Genomic DNA, 19668 nt, shown 5'->3' with positions numbered 1-19668 from the left:
TAGCAATTCCATTATTTAGAAACGAAGCAGATGAATTTTTAAGTGAAATATCAAGTTTTAATAAGTATAATAAAGTCAAAGTTAAAACCAATTAATAATATGATTACCAATAATTTATTATTAGAAAGAATTACGATTGACCCTGAAATATGTCATGGGAAACCATGTATCAGGGGCATGAGGTGGCCTGTGGAAGTAATTTTTGATATGCTTTCTTCTGAAATGACAGTCGCAGATATTTTAGAAGACCACCCCGAATTAGAGAAACAAGATATTTTGGCGTGTTTGCATTATGCAAAATTATTAATGTCAGGTATGACCATCAAAACATTTAAAATGGCGGCATAATGAAAATACTTTGTGATGTGCATATCGCTTATAAATTAGTAAATTTTTTGATTTCCAAAGGAATAGAAGCGACACACGTAAACGATATTTTAGATAGTTGGTTTACCAAAGATAGTAAAATAGCAGAATTTGTAGATAATAATAATTACACTTTGATAAGTAAAGATGCCGATTTTAAAGAGAGTTATTTATTGAGAAATACACCTCAAAAACTAATTAAAGTGAATTTAGGTAATATTTCTAATAAGGAATTGATACAAATTTTTGAGGAAAATCTATCTACTTTTCAAACTTACATGGACAGTGGGAAATGTATGATAGAAATAAATAATGATAGCATTGTGATTACAAAAGACAACTTATAACTTATGATTCACTTGTATTTCATTCATAATTAATAATTAATAACTCATAATCAAATATGTACGCAAATATTCCAAAATCGCAGTTAAAAGAGGAAAAAAAGTTTCAGTTTAATTCAGAAGGCTTGAAACTAAACCTCGATTGGAGAACTTGGAAGTTCACCAACAAAATGTATGGGTACATTATGCTCACTGCAGTATGTGGGGTAGTTTACATTGCTAACGTACATTATGCAGAAAGAAATATTCGTAAAATCAATAAGTTACAAAAAGAAGTAGAGCTACTAAGAACAGATTATACCAATATGAAGGCAACTTTGATTTTGCAGGGCAAGCGCAGTGTGATTCGCCAAAAAGTGAGCGGTTTTGGATTGATAGAGAATGAAAAACCTGTGTATAAGGTGATTAAAAATAATGACTAATTACTAATGAGTAATTACTATCAATATCGTTTTGTTTTAAATATATCCTTTTACAATATAAACCATTCATTACGAATAACTTGACTATATAAAATTAGTCATTTTAATTAGTAATTAATAAACTTAACCGAAATTTAACCTTGGGCATTCGTGAATCCATATTGTTGCGTGTCCGTATCGCTTTTTTGCTCATGTCGGCTTTTGGCTTGGCAGTCTTAGGTAGAATTTTTTACCTGCAAGTCATGGAAGGGGACTATTGGGCGAAGAAGGAAAAAGAAAACGGATTGGAATACAGAGTCATCAAAGCCAATAGAGGCAATATCTTGGCTGATGACGGTACGCTGTTGGTTACTTCCCTGCCTTTCTACAAGGTAGCGATTGACCCTATGCTGGCAACGGACAATATTTTTGATACAGGAGTGGACTCCTTGGGTATCTTGTTGGCTACGATTTTTAAGGATAAAAATGCGGCAGACTTGACCAAAGAGTTACGATTGGCGCGCTTGGAAAAAAGGCGTTATAAGCTGATTTCCAAAGAACTGATAGACTATCATACAAAAAAGAAAATAGAAACTTTCCCTATTTTCCGAGAGGGCTTCAAAGGAGGAGGCATTTTTGAGAAAACAGAAAAGCGTTACAAACTTTTTGATGAGTTGGCAAGGCGAACCTTAGGTTTTGTAACTTACGATTCAACAGGAGAGGTAAGAGGAAAAGGCTTAGAATATAGTTTTAATAAGGTTTTAGGTGGCACAGACGGACAGGCAATTTTCCAGAAAATAGTAGGCGAACAGTGGAAACCCGTCAATGATGGTTCTTATATTCGTCCAGAGGACGGGATTGACATAGAAACCACGCTAAATGTTGATTTGCAAGAGAAAACAGAAGATGCCCTTCGCAAAGCCCTTTTACAACACAAAGCTAAGTTTGGCACAGCAATCCTAATGGAGGTAGAAACTGGGGAAATCAAGGCAATGGCAAATTTGGGGCGAAACGAAAAGGGAGAATATACTGAAAACAACAATTACGCTTTAAATTTGGCAGAGCCAGGGTCGACTTTTAAAATTTTTACTATGACAGCTTTGTTAGAAGAGGCTGACGGCGAGCTAAATTTGAACGATACCGTAGAAACAGGCAATGGAACGTACCAATTTTTTGAAAATGCAGTGATGACCGACCCCCGCAAAGGTGGGCATGGAAAAATTAACGTACAACAGGTTTTTGAACGTTCTTCTAATATTGGTATTTCTAAATTAGTTTTCAAATATTTCCGTAAAGAGCCTCAAAAGTTCTTAGACTATATGGCAAAGTTTGGACTAATGCAAGCCACTGATTTTCAATTGGTAGGGGAAAATAAGCCTTATATCAAAACCTTGACCGACCCTACTTGGAGTGGAGCTACACTCCCTTGGATGTCGGTAGGTTACGAAACCAAATTGACCCCCTTGCATACCTTGATGTTTTGCAATGCTCTTGCCAACAAAGGCAAACTGATGCAACCCATTTTAGTACGCAGGACACTTTACGCTAACAATACGATTGATGAATTTACCCCTAAAATTTTAAACAAGAAAATCTGCTCTGACTATACCTTGGAAGTCATGCGAAAACTCATGGAAGGTGTAGTAGAAAGAGGAACAGCCAACCACATCAAAGGCGCGCCCTACAAGATTGCAGGAAAGACAGGAACAGCGGAAAAAGTTGAGAATAAGGAATATACAGAAAGACACTATACCTCTTTTGTAGGTTATTTTCCTTCTGACAAGCCAAAGTATTCTTGCATAGTAGTCATAGACGACCCGATAGAAGCAGGGCGTTATGGAGGGGTAGTAGCGGCACCAGTGTTCAGAGAAATTGCAGATTTTGCCTACAAGCACTACATAGAGGAAAACGTCATGGAATTGGGCGAAAAAGTAAGTGATTTTCCTGTGGTAAAATCAGGTAATCACCAAGAATTGAGGTACTTGTGTAATGAGTTAGGCTTGTTCAATCTTTCTTATACCAAAGAAGATTGGGTACATGGTAGGCTCAGAGGCGACACGCTGAAGTGGGTAGCCAATCCTGTCAAGGGCGCAACCGTTCCTTCTGTGGTAGGTATGAGCTTAAGAGATGCTATCTTTTTGTTAGAAAATAAGGGCTTGAAAGTGAGTTTCTCGGGAAAAGGAAAAGTGCTAACACAGTCCTTAGCAATAGGAGCAAGATTGCAAAAAGGACAGAAAATACATTTGAGGTTGGGGTAAGAAAATCTGGAACAAAAAGTTTTAAAAATCAAATTTCAAATTAAGAATAGTAATTCACTTTTGCTTTCAACAATAATTCATTATTAATCATTAAACACTTAACAGTATGAGAAAAATAATTGGTTTTCTTTTATGTATCTTATTGAATTTCACTGCTTTTGCAAGCGCAACAAATCCTGAAACAGTAGCGGCACAGCAAAAGCTGGAAAGCATTGTGAACGGTACTTATCAAGCCCAAAATGCCAAAGAGCAAAAAGCGATTAATAAGTTTAAAAGTAAACTTGCTAAAATAAGCAAAAAAATCAAAGATGCAAAAGCTAAAAATGCAGGTGATATTGCTGGCTTATTTACCACTATCGGCTTGATTCTCATTATTGTAGGCTTAGTAGCGATAGTTTTGGGCATCTTAGGTATTGGTGTAGGCTATATCTCTGGTGGCGGTGCTTTGGTTTTGGGTCTGATATTTTACTTAGTTGGCAAATATGCTCTTTAAAGTTTAAAAATCTGGAATGAAATACATAATCTGGAATCTGGAATGAAAAATTAAGAATTAAAATAATTTCAGATTCCACATTTAAAGATTCCAGATTAAGATTAGTCATTTGTAATTAAAAATTAGTTATTCAAAATTTAAAAAACATATTAACTAATATCCCTCACCAAGTTTTGCAGGGAGCCACGGACTTAGTAATCAATCAGGTACGGTTTGATTCACGCAAAGTTCAGCAGGGAGATGTGTTTGTCGCTGTCAAAGGTTTGCAGTCTGACGGGCACCAGTTCATCAGCAAAGCAATAGAGAGTGGAGCAGTAGCCATAGTTTTAGAAGAACAAAATGCCCTTAAAACCCTCCCCGAGGGAGAAGGTTTCGGTGGGGCGGTAATAATAAAAGTCCAAAATTCTGCTGCTGCTTTGGGCATGATGGCAAGCAATTTTTACGACAATCCCTCTGAAAAACTCAAATTGGTGGGTATCACGGGGACAAATGGAAAAACGACGACTGTAACACTTCTTTACCGCTTATTTAGGGAGTTGGGATACAAGGTAGGTTTGATTTCTACGATTGAAAACCGTATAGATGAGGAAGTTATCCCAACTAACTATACCACCCCTGACGCTTTGGAACTGAATAAGTTGCTGGCATTGATGGCAGAAAGAAAATGTACTCATGTATTCATGGAAGTCAGCTCTCATGCCTTAGCCCAGCACAGAGTTGCAGGTATAAAGTACTCAGGTGCAATGTTTTCTAATATTACGCATGACCACTTGGATTTTCACAAAACCTTTGCAGAGTATTTGAAAGCCAAAAAGATGTTCTTTGACAATTTGGAGGAAAATGCCTTTGCCTTAGTCAATAAAGACGATAAAAATGGCTTAGTCATGTTGCAAAACTGCAAAGGCAAACACCATACTTTTGCACTGAACTCTATGGCAGATTTCAAAGCAAAAATTATTGCCAATACCTTTGAAGGACTTGAATTAGAAATTGACAATCAAAGAGTTTGGTTCAAACTTTCTGGTAGCTTCAATGCTTACAATTTGCTTGGCATTTATGCGGCGGCAGTTTTATTGGGCGAAGAGAAAAGTAAAGTCTTAGAAATCTTGTCTAACATAGAACCTGCGGCAGGGCGATTTGACAAGGTGATAGGCAAAAATAAGGTGTTTGCTATCATTGACTATGCTCATACACCTGACGCACTGAAAAATGTGTTGGAAAATATACAAAAAACGAGAACAGGAAAGGAAAAAGTCATTACTGTAGTGGGTTGTGGCGGAAATAGAGATGCGACCAAACGACCTATCATGGCAAAAATAGCTTGTGAACTCTCTGATAAAGTGATACTTACTTCGGACAACCCACGATTTGAAGAACCCGAAGCGATATTAGAAGACATGAAAAAAGGAGTGCCACAAGACGCTGAAGATAAGACGCTTGTAATGACAGATAGAAAAGAAGCCTTAGCAGAAGCAGTAAAAATGGCACAACCAAACGACATCATCTTGGTCGCTGGCAAAGGGCACGAGAACTATCAGGAAATCAAGGGAATAAAGTATCCTTTTGATGATAAGAAGATAATGAGTGAGTTGTTGGAAAGTTAGTAGTTTGGTTTTTCACGTGATAACAAGCGGTGTGCAACACTTAAAAAATGGAAATCTAAAACTCTGTTAGGAATGACCGTTTTGTAGAAAAAGATAAAACCTCTATGGGTAAGAATGAGAGGGAAAACGAACTTGCTACCAATATTAGATTCTTAACAGAATAAAGAATACAATAGCATCATTGAAATTTGAAATTACAAAAATTTATAATTCATTAAAACAATGATTCGCCAAGCCACCATAGAAGAAAAGACATATTATGAAAACAGACTTTATCCACTCATGGACAAGGCGTTGGCAATCATGGACTCAGATAAGTTTTACTTGACGGGAGGCACTTGTTTAGCAAGATACTATTACCATTACCGCTATTCTGATGACTTGGATTTTTTCTTTTTGGGAGAAAAATATAGTAAAGATGCTTTTGAAAATGAGTTTGTTAGGCTTGCAAATTTGATAAGCAATAGATTCCTCTTACAAACTACGGTAAATGCAGATTATTTCAAAAGAATAATGGTCAATGAGAGCGGAACTACCCTAAAATTGGAATTTATTTATGAAAATTTTAAACATATTGGAGTATTAAGAAAAATAGATAATTACCTGATAGATAGCAAGGAAAATATAGTTGTAAATAAACTAACAGCTGTAGATGACAGAAAAGCAAATAAAGATTTTTTTGATTTAATGTATTTACTCAAAGAGTTTGACTTAGATGAAATGAGCAAATTGACCGAATTAAAAATGGTGCCTTGGGATTATGAGGGAACATTGATGGCTCTGACAGGGGAAAAAATAGCAGGGACAGTGCTTGTGAGTGAAACTTTTGATGGAATACAATATGATAATTTTATTAAAGATTTGAAAAAGAGGATTTTGACCAATGCAAAAAACAGTAAGCGACTATTTTAAACCCTATTTTTGGGATTACACTATGAATGATGAATCCAAATTCAGAGTACAGAGAATTTTGGAATACGCTTGGTTTCCCGATATTCTGAGGTATCCTTACGAAGAATTTAAAGAAAATATCAAATATATAGATTTCAAGAAGTTACGTACAAGTGAGAAAAGAATTTTATTGTTTCAGGCTTTACTCCCTTACTTTGAAAAATGCAATTCTTGGGACGAGCTTTTTGAAAGATTTATTGAAGAACAATGAAATGAAATACAAAATCTGGAATGAGGAATTAGGAATGAAAATAATTAAAAGATTAAAAAATTTGACTTTTATTCCAGATTCCAAATTAAATGATTTCTAATTTAAAATTCAAAAAACAGTGCTTTACTACTTATTTCAATATTTAGACGAGCAATTTAATCTACCGGGGGCAGGTTTGTTTCAGTACATCACCTTTCGGGCAAGTATGGCGGCGGTGTTGTCCTTACTGATAGTAGCGATTTTTGGTAGAAAAATTATCAATTACTTACAAAAACAGCAAGTCGGAGAGGTCATCAGAGATTTGGGCTTGGAAGGGCAAATGCAAAAAAAGGGAACGCCTACGATGGGTGGCATCATTATCATCATTGCGATTTTGATTCCAACTTTGCTCTTTACTCGCTTGACCAATGTGTATATTGTGCTGTTAATCATTACATTACTCTTTGCAGGCTTCATTGGTTTTGTAGATGATTACATCAAAGTTTTCAAAAAAGACAAGGAAGGATTAAAAGGTAGATTCAAAGTCATAGGGCAGATAATTTTGGGCTTGGTTGTAGGGATAACTTTGTACGTAAACGATAATGTGGTGGTTCGACAGTTTGACAAAAGCAAAGGAAATAATGTCGTAGAACTTTTGCAAAAAGGGTATTATCAAGATGTTAAATCAAGTATTACTACCATTCCATTTTTTAAGTTCAATGAATTTGATTACCATGATTTAGTATTTTTCTTAGATAGTGAATGGACTTGGGTCATTTATATTCCTTTTGTGATTTTTATTATCACTGCCGTTTCCAATGGGGCAAATATTACTGACGGTTTGGACGGTTTGGCGGCGGGAACTTCAGCAATTATTGGGGTAGTATTGGCAGTTTTTGCCTACGTTTCGGGCAATGCAATTTTTGCTAACTATTTGAATGTGATGTTTATACCTCATACAGGCGAGTTAGCAATCTTCGCAACAGTTTTTGTAGGTGCGTGTATCGGTTTTCTTTGGTACAACTCCTATCCCGCCCAAGTTTTTATGGGAGATACGGGGAGTTTGACTTTGGGAGCATTGATAGCAACTTTGGCGATTATGGTGCGAAAAGAGGTAATGATTCCAATTTTATGCGGGATATTTTTGGTGGAAAACCTCTCTGTAATGATTCAGGTGGCTTATTTCAAATATACAAAAAAGAAATATGGAGAAGGCAGAAGGATATTTTTGATGTCGCCTTTGCATCATCATTTTCAGAAAAAACAAATCCATGAGGTAAAGATTGTTACGAGGTTTTGGATAGTAGGGATTATGCTGGCGATTTTTTGCTTGGTGAGTTTGAAAATTAGGTAATGCAAAATTTGGAATTGATTAATCTGGAATGAGAAATGCCAATACGGAATGTTTAATGAAATCAAATTTTAAATTTTTATAGAATATGAAAAGGCAAAGTGATGAAAATAACCCTGTGCTTACTAAAAGTTATGATTTTGCCTTGAAAATTATTGAAGTGTATAAAATTTTATCTGATAATAAGGAGTATGTTCTTTCAAAACAAGTTTTAAGAAGTGGAACTTCGATAGGTGCAAATGTAGAAGAAGGAATTGGGGGACATACTTTGAGAGATTTTGCCGCAAAATTTTCTATTGCATATAAAGAGGCAAGAGAATCAAAGTATTGGTTAAGGTTATTGAGAGATAGCAATTATTTGAAGCCAGAAATAGCAAATACAAGAATCAATGATTGTGAAGAATTGATAAGGTTAATCGGTGCTATTTTACGTACTACAAAACAAAAAATAGCAGATGAAGAAAAGAAGAAAAACACAAAGAATACAGAATGAAATACAAAATTACAAATCTGGAATGAGAAATATAAAATTAAGAATTAAAAATTATTCCAGATTCCAAATTAGTTAATTGGCTCTGTTTTAATTATTCCAGATTCCAAATTAAAAGATTTTTAATTATATGACAAACGCACTTAAAGAGCGCAAATTATTAGAAGGCGACCCAATTATATGGGGGGTAGTTTTTATCTTGGCACTTATCAGTATCTTGTTGGTTTACAGTGCTACAGGTACGCTTGCCTTCAAAATGGGCAAAGACAGCGAATCTTATTTGCTCAAACATTCCTTGTTGTTTGTGTTGAGTTTTGTTGTCATGTGGGTTTGCCACAAAGTGGACTACAAGTATTTTTCAAGGATTTCACGCTTAGCACTGCTGTTTTCTGTGCCCATGCTGATTTTTACTTGGGGCTATGGAACTACGATAAATGATGCAACTCGCTGGATTACAATTCCTTATCTCAATCATACTTTCCAACCTGCGGATTTGGCAAAGTTGGCATTGATTGCAAATGTGGCGAGTATGCTTTCTAAGCGTCAGCAAAACATTAGGAATATTGAGAAAACCTTGATACCGATTTTGTTTTGGTGCGGTTTGATTTGCGGGCTAATTGCTTTGAGCGATTTCTCTGGGGCAATCATTCTGTTCTTGACTTGTATGCTCATAATGTTTATTGGTAGAATGCCTTTGAGATACTTGGCGGGCATGGTGGCTGTGGGAGTAGTAGTAGGCGCATTGGCTTTGGCAGTAGGACAGAGAGGTGGAACGGTAAAAAATCGTATGAGTTCGTACCTTGACCCTAATCACCTGCCTTTCCAAACAGAGCAGTCTTATATTGCCATAGCGACTGGAGGCTTTGCAGGCAAGGGACCAGGACAAAGCCATCAGCGGAACTTTTTACCACACCCTTATTCAGATTTTATCTTTGCAATTTTGGTAGAGGAATATGGCTTCTTAGGAGCAGTGGTAGTCATAGGTCTGTTCCTTACGCTCTTGTATCGGGGAATGTTGGCGGTCAATCAAAGTGAAAATGCCTTTGGTGGATTGCTCTCGGCAGGGCTGAGTTTTAGTGTAGTTTTCCAAGCTATGATAAATATGGGGGTAGCAACAGGAATCCTGCCCGTTACAGGCTTGCAATTACCTCTGGTGAGTATGGGAGGAACGTCTTTGCTTTTGACAGGTGCGTCTATTGGCATCATTATCAGCGTAAGTCGTAGCAATACGTACAAACCGATTTTGCAAAGTGCGAAGGAGAAGATTTTTAATAGGGATAGGAAAGTGGCGAGGGCGTAGGGTTTTGTTTGAGGTGGTTTTTCAATATTTAAAAGAAAATTGAAATGGATAGATGAGTATTTTGCGGTTTCTATTAGTGAATCCATGATTCAAAGAGTTAGAAAATACATTTATAAACAACAAGAACATCATCAGAAAGTGAAGTTTGAAGAAGAATACGAAAAGTTTGTGCTTCGATAAGGATTTAGAGAGATAAATACTTGATAAACAACTAACAACCAGCAATAATTAACAAAGTTTCAAATTTACCCTTGTAGTAACCATCTAATAATTAACTATTTTAACTATTGTGTTTATGAATTTACAACGTGCAATCGAGATAGCAATAGAGGCGCACAAGGGGCAGACGGACAAAGCAGGCAAGCCTTACATCTTGCATATTTTTCAAGTGATGGCGAAAGGGAAAAGTGAAGATGAGAAAATCACTGCTTTACTGCACGATACTGTGGAAGATACATCTTGGACATTGGACAAATTAAAGGCAGAAGGCTTTTCTCATAAAATCATTGAGGCATTAGACTGCTTAACAAAGCGAGAAGGCGAAAGCTATGAGGAATTTATCGAGAGAGTGAAAACCAATCCATTGGCAATAAAAGTCAAAATCAATGACTTAGAGGACAATATGGATATTCGCAGACTTCGCCAAGTATCTGATACAGATACAGAACGACTGAATAAGTATTTGAAGGCTTATCGAGAATTAGTTGGGTTATGAAGTTTATAATTAGTGGCGGTGGTACAGGCGGACATATTTACCCCGCAATAGCAATAGCCCAAGAACTAAAGGCACAAATTCCTGATTGTGAGATACTTTTTGTAGGGGCGGAAGGAAAAATGGAAATGGAAAAAGTACCTAAAGCAGGTTTTAAAATCGTAGGATTGCCAATTCGGGGTTTGCAAAGGAAATTGACAGTAGAAAATTTGGCTTTCCCTTTCAAACTGTTGCAAAGTTTGTGGAAGGCATGGAAAATAGTAAAAGATTTTAAACCAGATGCGGTAATTGGCGTAGGCGGATATGCAAGTGGAGCAGTTATGCAAGTAGCTGTTTGGCAGGGAATTAAAACGCTAATTCAAGAGCAAAATAGTTATGCAGGACTGACCAACAAGTTAGTAGCGAAGTCAGTAAACAAGATTTGTGTGGCGTACCCAAATATGGAACGTTATTTCCCCAAAGAGAAAATCGTCTTTTGTGGAAATCCTGTTCGCAAGGACATTACAGATTTGGAAAGCATTAGAAGTGAAGCATTTAAGTTCTTTGACTTATCGGAAAATAAGAAAACAGTACTGGTCTTAGGCGGTAGCCTCGGAGCAAGAACGATTAACAACTGCCTCAAAAATGGTGTGAATGAGCTACTTACACAAGGCTATCAAGTAATTTGGCAGACAGGAAAAATCTACTTTGAAGAAATGAAAGCCTTTGCTAATACACTAAACAGTAAAGATTTATATATTAAAGATTTTATCTACAAAATGAATTACGCCTATGCTTGTGCAGATGTTGTGATTTCCAGAGCAGGTGCGCTGTCAGTTTCGGAGCTTTGCTTGGCAGGGAAGCCAACAATATTAGTCCCTTCGCCCAACGTAGCTGAAGACCACCAAACTAAAAATGCTATGGCTTTGGTCAATGAAAATGCAGCAGTGTTAGTAAGAGATGGAGAGGCAAGCAATACCCTGATTACAAAAACCATAGAGCTACTAAAAGATGAAAAAAGGCAGAAAGAGTTAGCAGAAAACATTATGAAGTTAGCAAAGCCAAATGCTTCAAGGGAGATTGTAAACGAGATAGTTAAAATAGTTGAATAGTTTGATAGTTTTTAATAAATCAGTCTGATGGAAAAACAAGATAATAATGAAGAAAAAAGATACCTTAAACTGAATGATGTTGAGGCTTATAAGACAGCTTTTCATTTGAGTAATTATGTGTGGAATTTGGTAGTTGAATGGCAAAACTTTTCAAAAGATACTATTGGAAAGCAGTTTGTTAGGGCAGTTGATAGCATTTCAGCAAACATAGCAGAAGGAGTAGGCAGGCATCATAAAAAAGATAAAATCAGGTTTTTTATCATTGCAAGAGCCTCTGCAAAAGAATGTTTAGATTGGAATGAAAAAGCAAAAGTTAGAAAACTAATGGATGAAAATAAATACAAATATGTCTTTTCACAACTGAATGATTTACCCAGACAGATAAATTATTTGATAAAGATAACAAAACAAAAATTGTCAGAATAACTTTAACTATCAAACTATTCAACTATTTGACCAATGAAAATCTTTTACTCAGAATATCAGATAGATTATACCACTTATACATTTTCTTATGCGGTTTATTGCATCAAAGAAAGTAATAGTGAACTGCCAGCAATCTATGAAAAAGGGTTTTTGCCTTATACAGGTAACTATCAGATAAAGAGCGATATATTTTACATGGCTCGTAGCCTAAGAGTAAACTTAGCAAACTTTGAGGACAGTTCAGAAAATAGGCGAGTGGATAGAAAAATAGCAGAGTTAAATATTCAATTAGAAATCACAGAAAAAAGTAAGTTTGATTTACAAAATCCTGAATTTCAGAGATTTTGTACTGAATATGCAGAGGAAAGATTTAGCGGGGGTAGTATGGCAAGCGATAGGTTAGACTATGTATTGAGCAGAGAATTATTGACGCATATTTTTGCTTTTAAAACTGATAATCAGATACTTGGCTATGTTTTTACAGCCTTAGAAAATGGAATTTTGCATTATTGGTTTTCATTTTATGATATAGCATACATGAAATATTCTTTGGGAAAATGGATGATGTGGAGAGTGATTCACTGGGCAAAAGACAATGGATTAAACTACTGTTATTTAGGAACTTGCTACAAAGAAAAGGCTCTTTACAAGGTACGTGACCACAAGGGAACTGAGTTTTTTGATGGAGCAAAATGGAACGCAGATAACGAGTTGCTCAAACGCCTTTGCAAGAGTGATGAGGAGAAAAGGGAGGCAGACCTTTTTAAGTTAGGAGTTGTTTAATATGGAATGGAATACCAAATCTGGAATGAATACATAATTAGAAATTGTTTGAAAATCCCGTTAGGGATTCAATATTGGTGGTAGAAAAAAGCAAGTAAAACCTCCCAACTCCGTTAGGAGTTGAATATAAAATAAAAGAATTGAACTCCTAACAGAGTTCATTAATAGAAAAAATAAATTAAGTGCTACCAATATTAAATTCCTATGGAATAAAAAAACATTGATTATCAGTGATTTATAATTTGAAAAATATTCATAATTCATCATTTATAATTCATAATTAGTAAAAAGATGAAACTAAAACTTTGGGTAAAAATATTTTTAGGGTCTATGGCAGTCTTAACGGCAGTGGCTTTTGCGAGTTTGTTTAGCTATGGCGACAAGCCTTACAGCAACGTAGTCGTCAAGATTGAGGAAGCAACCGCCCCAAACCTGATTAATGAAAATCGGGTGCGTAGCATCATTGACGGTCAAGGGATTCAGCAAACCGCAGATGGCAAACTGCTCAATGCGGATTTAGCAGAAATTGAGAAAAAAATTGAGGAGGAAGCAGGTTTTGTGTCTAACTGTGAGGTTTCAAGGGACTTAAAAGGGAATTTGGTAGTAAAAATCATTCCTTCCCAGCCTATCGCAAGGATATTGAAAAATGACGGAAAAGGCAACTACATAGGGAAAGATGGAGAATATCTGCCTCTTTCTGAGGACTATACGCCAAGAGTGGTTTTGCTCACAGGAAAGGGAATGGAACATATTTATGATAAGGAGAACAAACTCACTAAAAATTTTGGTAAGCCTTTGTTTGAATTTTTGAAACACATTGAAAATGACCCTTTCTGGAAGGCACAAATCACTGAAATTGACATTGATGAATACAATAACTTAACTATATATCCACAAATAGGGAATCATGCAATTGAGTTTGGCTTGGTAGATGACTACTCAGCTAAATTGGAAAAATTAAGACTTTTTTACAGCCAAGTAGTCCCTGCGAAAGGTTGGAACAAGTACAAGAAAGTTAAGTTAGGTTTTGATAATCAGATAGTTTGTGAGTAATGCACACCCCACCCCTACCCAAAGGAGAGGGGAAAATATCAGAAAAGTCCTTTCCCAGAAGGGGAAAGGATTTAGGATAGGGGCAAAAGCAAAACTAAAAAATATAAAATGCAAATAAGTAACACAAAATGAACGAAAAGATTGTAGTAGGACTCGACATTGGTACGACAAAGATTTGTGCGATGGTTGGTCGCATAAATGAGTACGGAAAGTTAGAAATTCTGGGTGTGGGCAAGGCTAACTCTGACGGAGTGAAAGAGGGCATTGTTTCCAATATCCATAAGACGACAGACAGCATTACCCAAGCCATAGAGGAAGCAGAAAAAACCTCTGGCATTGACATCAACGTGGTCAATGTGGGGATTGCTGGGAAACATATCAAGAGTTTCAGACACCGCGGCAGTATCACCCGCAGTTCTGATAATGATGAAATTACGTTGGAAGACTTGAATCGCCTGACCAATGACATGTATCGAATTGTTACAGAACCCGGTACAGAGATTATTCACGTCATGCCACAGCACTACATCGTGGACTATGAGGAGAACATCAAAGACCCCGTAGGCATGGCTGGCGTAAAGTTAGAGGCTGATTTTCACATCATTACAGCCCAAACCAATGCTATTAAAAATATCAAACGGGCAGTAGAGAGAGCAGGTTTGCACATCGAGAACTTGATTTTAGAACCCTTAGCCTCCAGTCTGGCTGTACTGAGTGATGAGGAAAAAGAAGCAGGCATTGCTTTGGTCGACATTGGCGGTGGAACTACGGACATTGCGATTTTCTATGATGGCATCATTCGCCACACGGCGGTCATTCCCTTTGGAGGTGATATTATTACTTCTGACATCAAACATGGCTGTCAAGTGCTTGATAATCAGGCAGAGTTATTAAAAATCAAATTTGGAAATTCCCTATCAGAAGAAGCCACAGAAAATGAGGTTGTTTCTATCCCCGGAATTAGGGGAAGAACACCCAAGGAAATTTCTATTAAAAATTTGGCACGAATCATAGAAGCAAGAATGGAAGAGATTATCGAGTTGGTTCACTCAGAAATCATACGCTCTGGCTATGCCAACCGCTTGGCAGGAGGCATTGTGATTACAGGAGGAGGGGCGCAACTATTGAATATACAGTCTCTGTTTGAGTTAAAAACAGGCTTGGACACTCGAATCGGCTACCCTAACGAATACTTAGGCAAAAGCAAGGACGAGAAAGTAAAACTCCCCATGTTTGCAACCACTATGGGATTGGTCTTAGCGGGCTTCAAAACCATAGATGAGAGAGAGGAAAACTACCTCAAGAATGCACATCAGGCGTATGCACCTTCTCATACAGGCAAGCAAAGCACCAAGCAACAAGCCAAAGGGGACTTCTTTAGCACAATTGTCCGCAAAACCAAAGAGCTACTCATTGATGATTTTGGGGAAAACAACTACTAATTATAAATGATGAATGATGAATTTCTTTAATTTTTAATCTCGTTCATAAAATCAAATTTTAAATGAAATAAAACACCATAAGGGAATAAGGGATTAATACAAGTGTTTGATAATCAAATTTTTAAAAATAATTCCTAATTCCTAATATATAATTCATAATTTTGAAAGACCTATGAAAGAGCGCACTTACGAATTTGATTATCCTGCCAATGAAACCTCTATTATCAAGGTGATTGGCGTAGGCGGCGGCGGAAGCAATGCCGTAAACCACATGTTTCGCCAAGGTATTCGAGGCGTAGAATTTTATGTTGCCAACACCGATATTCAGGCTTTGCAAATGAGTCCTGTGCCTAATAAAATCCAAATTGGGCTAAACTCTACCAAAGGCTTGGGCGCAGGGGCGAACCCCGAAAGAGGCAAAACTGCTGCTATGGAAAGCAAAGACGAAATCCGTAACATCTTGGCAAGCAATACCAAAATGGTTTTTATCACCGCAGGTATGGGCGGAGGAACAGGTACGGGTGCGGCTCCTGTCATTGCTCAAATCGCCAAAGAAATGGGCATTTTGACCGTAGGTATTGTAACTTTCCCTTTTATGTTTGAGGGAAAACCCAAATACAAGCGAGCCGAGGAAGGCTTGGCAGAACTCAGAGCCAACTGTGATGCAGTCATTGTGATTCTGAACAATCGTCTAAAAGAAATCTATGGCAATACTTCTGTCAAAGAAGCATTTAATCAAGCTGATGAAGTTTTGACTAAGGCTGCAAAATCTATCGCAGAAATCATCACTGTTTCTGGTTTGGTAAACGTTGATTTTGAAGATGTAAAAACCGTACTCAAAGACTCTGGAGCTGCCGTAATGGGTTCTGCTACGGTGGACGGCGAAAATAGAGCCAAGCGTGCTGTCGAGATGGCAATTAATTCGCCACTCCTTAACGATACAGATATTTTTGGCGCAAGGCATATCTTGGTCAGTATCACTGTTTCAGATTTGGACAACTTCAAGATGAGTGAGTTAGAAGAAATTAATGAGTATGTTCAAGAAAAAGCGGGAGAAGAAGCCGAGATAATTTTAGGGCAGGCAATAGACGAAACTTTGGGAGAATCTATCACTGTAACTATTATTGCTACGGGTTTTGAAAGCAAGAGGAACATAGAACAGAAACGAGTAGTATATGATTTGCCGTCAAATAAAATCCTTACACCCAAAATCAAGTTGGAATTGGAGGACAGCATGGACTTTTTTGACAAGGGAGACGAGGAGGTCAAACCTCTGAAAAAGGAAATGGTAACTCCTGCGAAAAAGCCTGAAAAAGTAGTTTTCCAATTGGAAACTGATGACTACAAAAGCCTGAAGGGGTACGAAGATGCAAAAAAAAAAGATGAGGTGGACGTAAGCATTCAGATACGTCAAAAACAGCTCAATAACTTACGCTCCTTCAGCGAACTAAGCAATGAGGAGTTTAATGAGAAAAAGGAAATCCCTGCCTACTTACGCAAGAAAGTAGAACTCAAAGAAGTGCCTCACTCTTCTGAAAATCATCTTTCGCGCCTCAAAATTGGGGAAGATAACGGACTGCTTGGAGGAAATAGATTTTTGCATGATAATGTGGATTAATGAATAGTTTGAGAATTAAATTGGTTTAATAACTATTTAACTATTACCTATTTAACCATTATAAAGAGATTTTTACTACAATTTTTCGAATTTGAAGCATAATGAATGAATTTGGAACTTGCTTTGCTTTTTGAGTGGGGCAAGTTTTTTTATCCTTTCCTTTGACTTATTCATGACACATCGTTTGCCTTTTCATTTTTCGCTTTATCTTTGTCTTTCCTTTTTACAATTGAAAAAATGGAGATAATTTTAAAATACTTTTCTGATTTGACGCAACAGCAACTAAAGCATTTTGCCCAACTCCAGCCTATTTACTATGATTGGAATGAAAAAATCAATGTCATTTCTCGCAAAGATATGGATAATTTTTATGAACGCCATGTGCTTCATTCTTTGAGCATTGCTAAGGTTATCCATTTTCAAACAGGGACAAGGGTAGTAGATGTAGGCACTGGTGGAGGTTTCCCAGCTATCCCTTTGGCTATTTTTTTCCCCGAAGTAAAATTTCATCTCATAGATTCCATAGGAAAGAAGATAAAAGTAGTAAGCGAAGTAATCAGGCATCTGGGGCTGACTAATGCTACTTGTGAGCAGATTCGCTCAGAAGATTTAAAAAACAAATACGATTTTGTTGTGAGCAGGGCGGTGGCAGAGGTCAGTACTTTTTACCAACAGACCAAACACTTGTTAAAAAAAGAAGGTCATAATGAGTTATCTAATGGATTTCTTATGCTCAAAGGCGGCGATTTGTTAGAGGAATTTGCTAATGTAAAAGGATATTTTAAGTTTTATGCACTGAAAGATTTTTTTGAGGAGGAGTTTTTTGAAACAAAAAAAATAGCGTATTTGAAGTTCATGCTTTGATACAGTTCATTCATTTGTAGATAAATACATTTAATTCTTAGTCCGCCACTGATACACCTTGTCAATAAGTAATCATATCAATTGATTTTGCTTATTTGGTATGTAAAGATACCACTATGGCGTACCCGAAAGTTTGGACGATTTTAGTACAAAACTGAGGTGTAGCAATTTTAATTCTGTGTTTATCAGCCAAATCCGTATTATCGATGTTCTATTTTGGAATACTGATGACACAGATTGTACCGATGGGAACGGATTTTTTTAACACCTAAAATTATCATACATTTGAAAGTACCACCGTCGTTTTACTTAGACCAAAGTTCGGGGGAATTTTTGTGAAAAACTATTCCAAAATGAATAATTTTATTCCATTTGGAATAAGTTTATGCTTATTTTTTCCTTTGTCTAAGAACCCGCAAAAGGTGTCCCAAATATCCCAACGGCAAGTTCTGCCCAAATAAGTAAGAAAATCAATAAAATAAAACCACAAAGAATAATCCTTCTTTGCATACTTTGTATTTTCCGCATGATGAGTTCGCATAGCAAACCCGTACTAAGTAATAAAACTCCCATGATAGCAAAGTCTGAAACTTTCCAATCCACTTCATTGGTAAATTGCATGGCAACAAGCGGGACAAGTAGCAGAGAACCAGCTACAGCTAAGATGATAACCAACCTTTTGTTTTTCATACTTTTTGCGCTTTATGTTTATATTAAAAAATAAGTAAACCACACCCTTTCAAAAGTCCCTTTCTCTTTTGGAGAAAAGGGTTGAGGAAGAAGTTTTTTTTGCAAATCATTTTTCCTAAAATATTTTATTTCAGCAGTTGCTCTATTGCGTTGATATGTTTCTTGAAAGCCTCTTTCCCTTTGTCAGTTGCTGAGTAATTGGTGTTTGGCTTTCGGTCTAAAAACTCCTTTTTATAGGTAATGTATTCGCTTTTTTCTAATGCTTTTAGGTGGCTCGCCAAGTTGCCATCAGTAACTTCCAGCAGTTCCTTCAAAGCATTGAAGTCCAAGTAGTCGTTTACTACTAATGCCGACATAATGCCCAGGCGTATCCTATTCTCGAATGCTTTGTCTAAGTCTTTGAGAATTTCTTTCACCACCTAATATTTTCTTTGAATAATTAAACCGTAAATAATCTGCACCAAACCAAAGCCCAATGCCCAAAAAAACAAGCCGTATTCCACCAGATGAAATGCAATTAGCCCTACCAAAATCTCTATTAAGCCTAAGTTGCGTATCTCGGGTAAGGTATATTTGCTCCCATTCACAAGGGCAAGCCCATAAAACAGTAAAGTCAGCGGCGGTAAGACCCCTACAAAACCTTTGGCTAAAAATAGCAAGCAAAGTATGCCGCCTGTGATAAGTGGAATCAGTAAGTTCAACAGTAGTTGCTTTGTTTGTATATTCCAAACGCTTTGATTTTGCTTTTTTGTTTTTCTATGTGTAAAAAAAATGGCATTCCATACTGATAAAACTAACGTTCCCGTCGCAATTAAAAGTAAGTAGCTAAGATGTTCATTACTTATTCCTACGGCATGATGCACCAAGTAGTCATTGCCTTTAAAAACTATTTGATAAGCAAGAAAAACCCCTATTAGGGCTACTACTCCTGTAGAAACACCTGAAAGCCCGCTAAGGGAAATGAACCGCTTAGAGCGGTGCATGATGTCTTTAATCTCCTTTAAATCTTCTATGTATTTTTCTTTGTCCATTTTACACAAAGTACTTTGAAATACAAAGTAAAATCAAAAATAATAAACTTCCAAGTTTTTTTACCAAAATAATTAGCAAGCAATGACTGCAAAAAAGATGATTTTCTACATATTTGCAATTTGATTGTAAGTACTACCGTATTTTACAATACTTATATGCTTATTAGGGCTTTCATTTTAGTAGAAAAATATTATCTATTTATGCCTGTC

The 19668-nt window shown here is 36.6% G+C and carries 22 protein-coding genes; 19 read left to right on the top strand and 3 right to left on the bottom strand.

Features of this window, described 5'->3' with window-relative positions:
- The first annotated feature begins 99 nt into the window (after positions 1-99).
- The 19 genes from BM141_RS14560 (at position 100) to rsmG (ending at position 17737) form a co-directional block, all read left to right on the top strand.
- Complete coding sequence (locus BM141_RS14560; RefSeq protein WP_091547941.1) at positions 100-348, top strand: DUF433 domain-containing protein; 249 nt, start codon at positions 100-102, stop codon at positions 346-348.
- A complete protein-coding gene (locus BM141_RS14555; protein WP_091547100.1) occupies positions 348-713 on the top strand; it encodes a DUF5615 family PIN-like protein in 366 nt (121 codons plus the stop codon). Before BM141_RS14560 ends, BM141_RS14555 begins: the two co-directional genes overlap by 1 nt.
- A gap of 56 nt (positions 714-769) precedes the next feature.
- Positions 770-1132, top strand: a complete 363-nt coding sequence (locus BM141_RS14550) for an FtsL-like putative cell division protein (RefSeq protein ID WP_091547099.1) — start codon at positions 770-772, stop codon at positions 1130-1132.
- Between the two features lie 140 nt (positions 1133-1272).
- Positions 1273-3369: a penicillin-binding protein gene (locus BM141_RS14545; RefSeq protein ID WP_091547098.1), complete on the top strand. Its 2097-nt coding sequence runs from the start codon at positions 1273-1275 to the stop codon at positions 3367-3369.
- Positions 3370-3475: 106 nt separating this feature from the next.
- The gene (locus BM141_RS14540) at positions 3476-3862 is read left to right on the top strand and encodes a DUF2207 domain-containing protein (protein ID WP_143090941.1); all 387 of its coding nucleotides are present in this window, start codon (positions 3476-3478) and stop codon (positions 3860-3862) included.
- 128 nt (positions 3863-3990) lie between these two features.
- Positions 3991-5466: a UDP-N-acetylmuramoyl-L-alanyl-D-glutamate--2,6-diaminopimelate ligase gene (locus tag BM141_RS14535; protein ID WP_091547096.1), complete on the top strand. Its 1476-nt coding sequence runs from the start codon at positions 3991-3993 to the stop codon at positions 5464-5466.
- A 222-nt stretch (positions 5467-5688) separates the two neighbouring features.
- Positions 5689-6378: a nucleotidyl transferase AbiEii/AbiGii toxin family protein gene (locus tag BM141_RS14530; protein ID WP_091547094.1), complete on the top strand. Its 690-nt coding sequence runs from the start codon at positions 5689-5691 to the stop codon at positions 6376-6378.
- Entirely contained in the window at positions 6350-6628 is a 279-nt protein-coding gene (locus tag BM141_RS14525) for a hypothetical protein (RefSeq protein ID WP_091547091.1), read from the top strand. Before BM141_RS14530 ends, BM141_RS14525 begins: the two co-directional genes overlap by 29 nt.
- Positions 6629-6746: 118 nt before the next feature.
- On the top strand, positions 6747-7961 hold the full coding sequence (gene mraY, locus BM141_RS14520) for a phospho-N-acetylmuramoyl-pentapeptide-transferase (RefSeq protein WP_091547088.1): 1215 nt from the start codon (positions 6747-6749) through the stop codon (positions 7959-7961).
- An 85-nt stretch (positions 7962-8046) separates the two neighbouring features.
- Complete coding sequence (locus BM141_RS14515) at positions 8047-8451, top strand: four helix bundle protein (RefSeq protein ID WP_091547084.1); 405 nt, start codon at positions 8047-8049, stop codon at positions 8449-8451.
- A 127-nt stretch (positions 8452-8578) separates the two neighbouring features.
- Positions 8579-9748, top strand: a complete 1170-nt coding sequence (locus BM141_RS14510) for an FtsW/RodA/SpoVE family cell cycle protein (RefSeq protein ID WP_091547080.1) — start codon at positions 8579-8581, stop codon at positions 9746-9748.
- Between the two features lie 295 nt (positions 9749-10043).
- Positions 10044-10463 (top strand): HD domain-containing protein, encoded by a 420-nt coding sequence (locus BM141_RS14505; RefSeq protein ID WP_091547076.1) that lies wholly within the window; start codon positions 10044-10046, stop codon positions 10461-10463.
- Positions 10460-11551, top strand: a complete 1092-nt coding sequence (gene murG / locus BM141_RS14500; RefSeq protein ID WP_091547073.1) for an undecaprenyldiphospho-muramoylpentapeptide beta-N-acetylglucosaminyltransferase — start codon at positions 10460-10462, stop codon at positions 11549-11551. Before BM141_RS14505 ends, murG begins: the two co-directional genes overlap by 4 nt.
- A gap of 27 nt (positions 11552-11578) precedes the next feature.
- Positions 11579-11977, top strand: coding sequence for a four helix bundle protein (locus BM141_RS14495; protein WP_091547069.1), 399 nt, complete (start codon positions 11579-11581; stop codon positions 11975-11977).
- Between the two features lie 33 nt (positions 11978-12010).
- Positions 12011-12760, top strand: coding sequence for a GNAT family N-acetyltransferase (locus tag BM141_RS14490; RefSeq protein WP_091547067.1), 750 nt, complete (start codon positions 12011-12013; stop codon positions 12758-12760).
- Between the two features lie 291 nt (positions 12761-13051).
- Positions 13052-13813: a cell division protein FtsQ/DivIB gene (locus BM141_RS14485; protein WP_091547064.1), complete on the top strand. Its 762-nt coding sequence runs from the start codon at positions 13052-13054 to the stop codon at positions 13811-13813.
- A 128-nt stretch (positions 13814-13941) separates the two neighbouring features.
- Positions 13942-15255: a cell division protein FtsA gene (gene ftsA, locus BM141_RS14480; RefSeq protein ID WP_091547060.1), complete on the top strand. Its 1314-nt coding sequence runs from the start codon at positions 13942-13944 to the stop codon at positions 15253-15255.
- Positions 15256-15427: 172 nt separating this feature from the next.
- A complete protein-coding gene (ftsZ, locus tag BM141_RS14475; RefSeq protein ID WP_091547056.1) occupies positions 15428-16873 on the top strand; it encodes a cell division protein FtsZ in 1446 nt (481 codons plus the stop codon).
- A gap of 237 nt (positions 16874-17110) precedes the next feature.
- Entirely contained in the window at positions 17111-17737 is a 627-nt protein-coding gene (rsmG, locus tag BM141_RS14470; protein WP_091547939.1) for a 16S rRNA (guanine(527)-N(7))-methyltransferase RsmG, read from the top strand.
- A gap of 405 nt (positions 17738-18142) precedes the next feature.
- Here rsmG and BM141_RS14465 read toward each other — a convergent pair whose 3' ends face one another.
- The 3 genes from BM141_RS14465 to BM141_RS14455 form a co-directional block, all read right to left on the bottom strand.
- Positions 18143-18427, bottom strand: a complete 285-nt coding sequence (locus BM141_RS14465) for a hypothetical protein (protein ID WP_091547053.1) — start codon at positions 18425-18427, stop codon at positions 18143-18145.
- A gap of 125 nt (positions 18428-18552) precedes the next feature.
- Positions 18553-18843: a winged helix-turn-helix domain-containing protein gene (locus BM141_RS14460; RefSeq protein ID WP_091547937.1), complete on the bottom strand. Its 291-nt coding sequence runs from the start codon at positions 18841-18843 to the stop codon at positions 18553-18555.
- Positions 18844-18846: 3 nt separating this feature from the next.
- The gene (locus BM141_RS14455; protein WP_091547050.1) at positions 18847-19458 is read right to left on the bottom strand and encodes a hypothetical protein; all 612 of its coding nucleotides are present in this window, start codon (positions 19456-19458) and stop codon (positions 18847-18849) included.
- Positions 19459-19668 lie beyond the last annotated feature (210 nt).

It is taken from the genome of Thermoflexibacter ruber (assembly GCF_900113045.1).
GTDB classification, from domain to species: domain Bacteria; phylum Bacteroidota; class Bacteroidia; order Cytophagales; family Thermoflexibacteraceae; genus Thermoflexibacter; species Thermoflexibacter ruber.
This window is presented reverse-complemented; position numbering and strand designations above follow the sequence as displayed.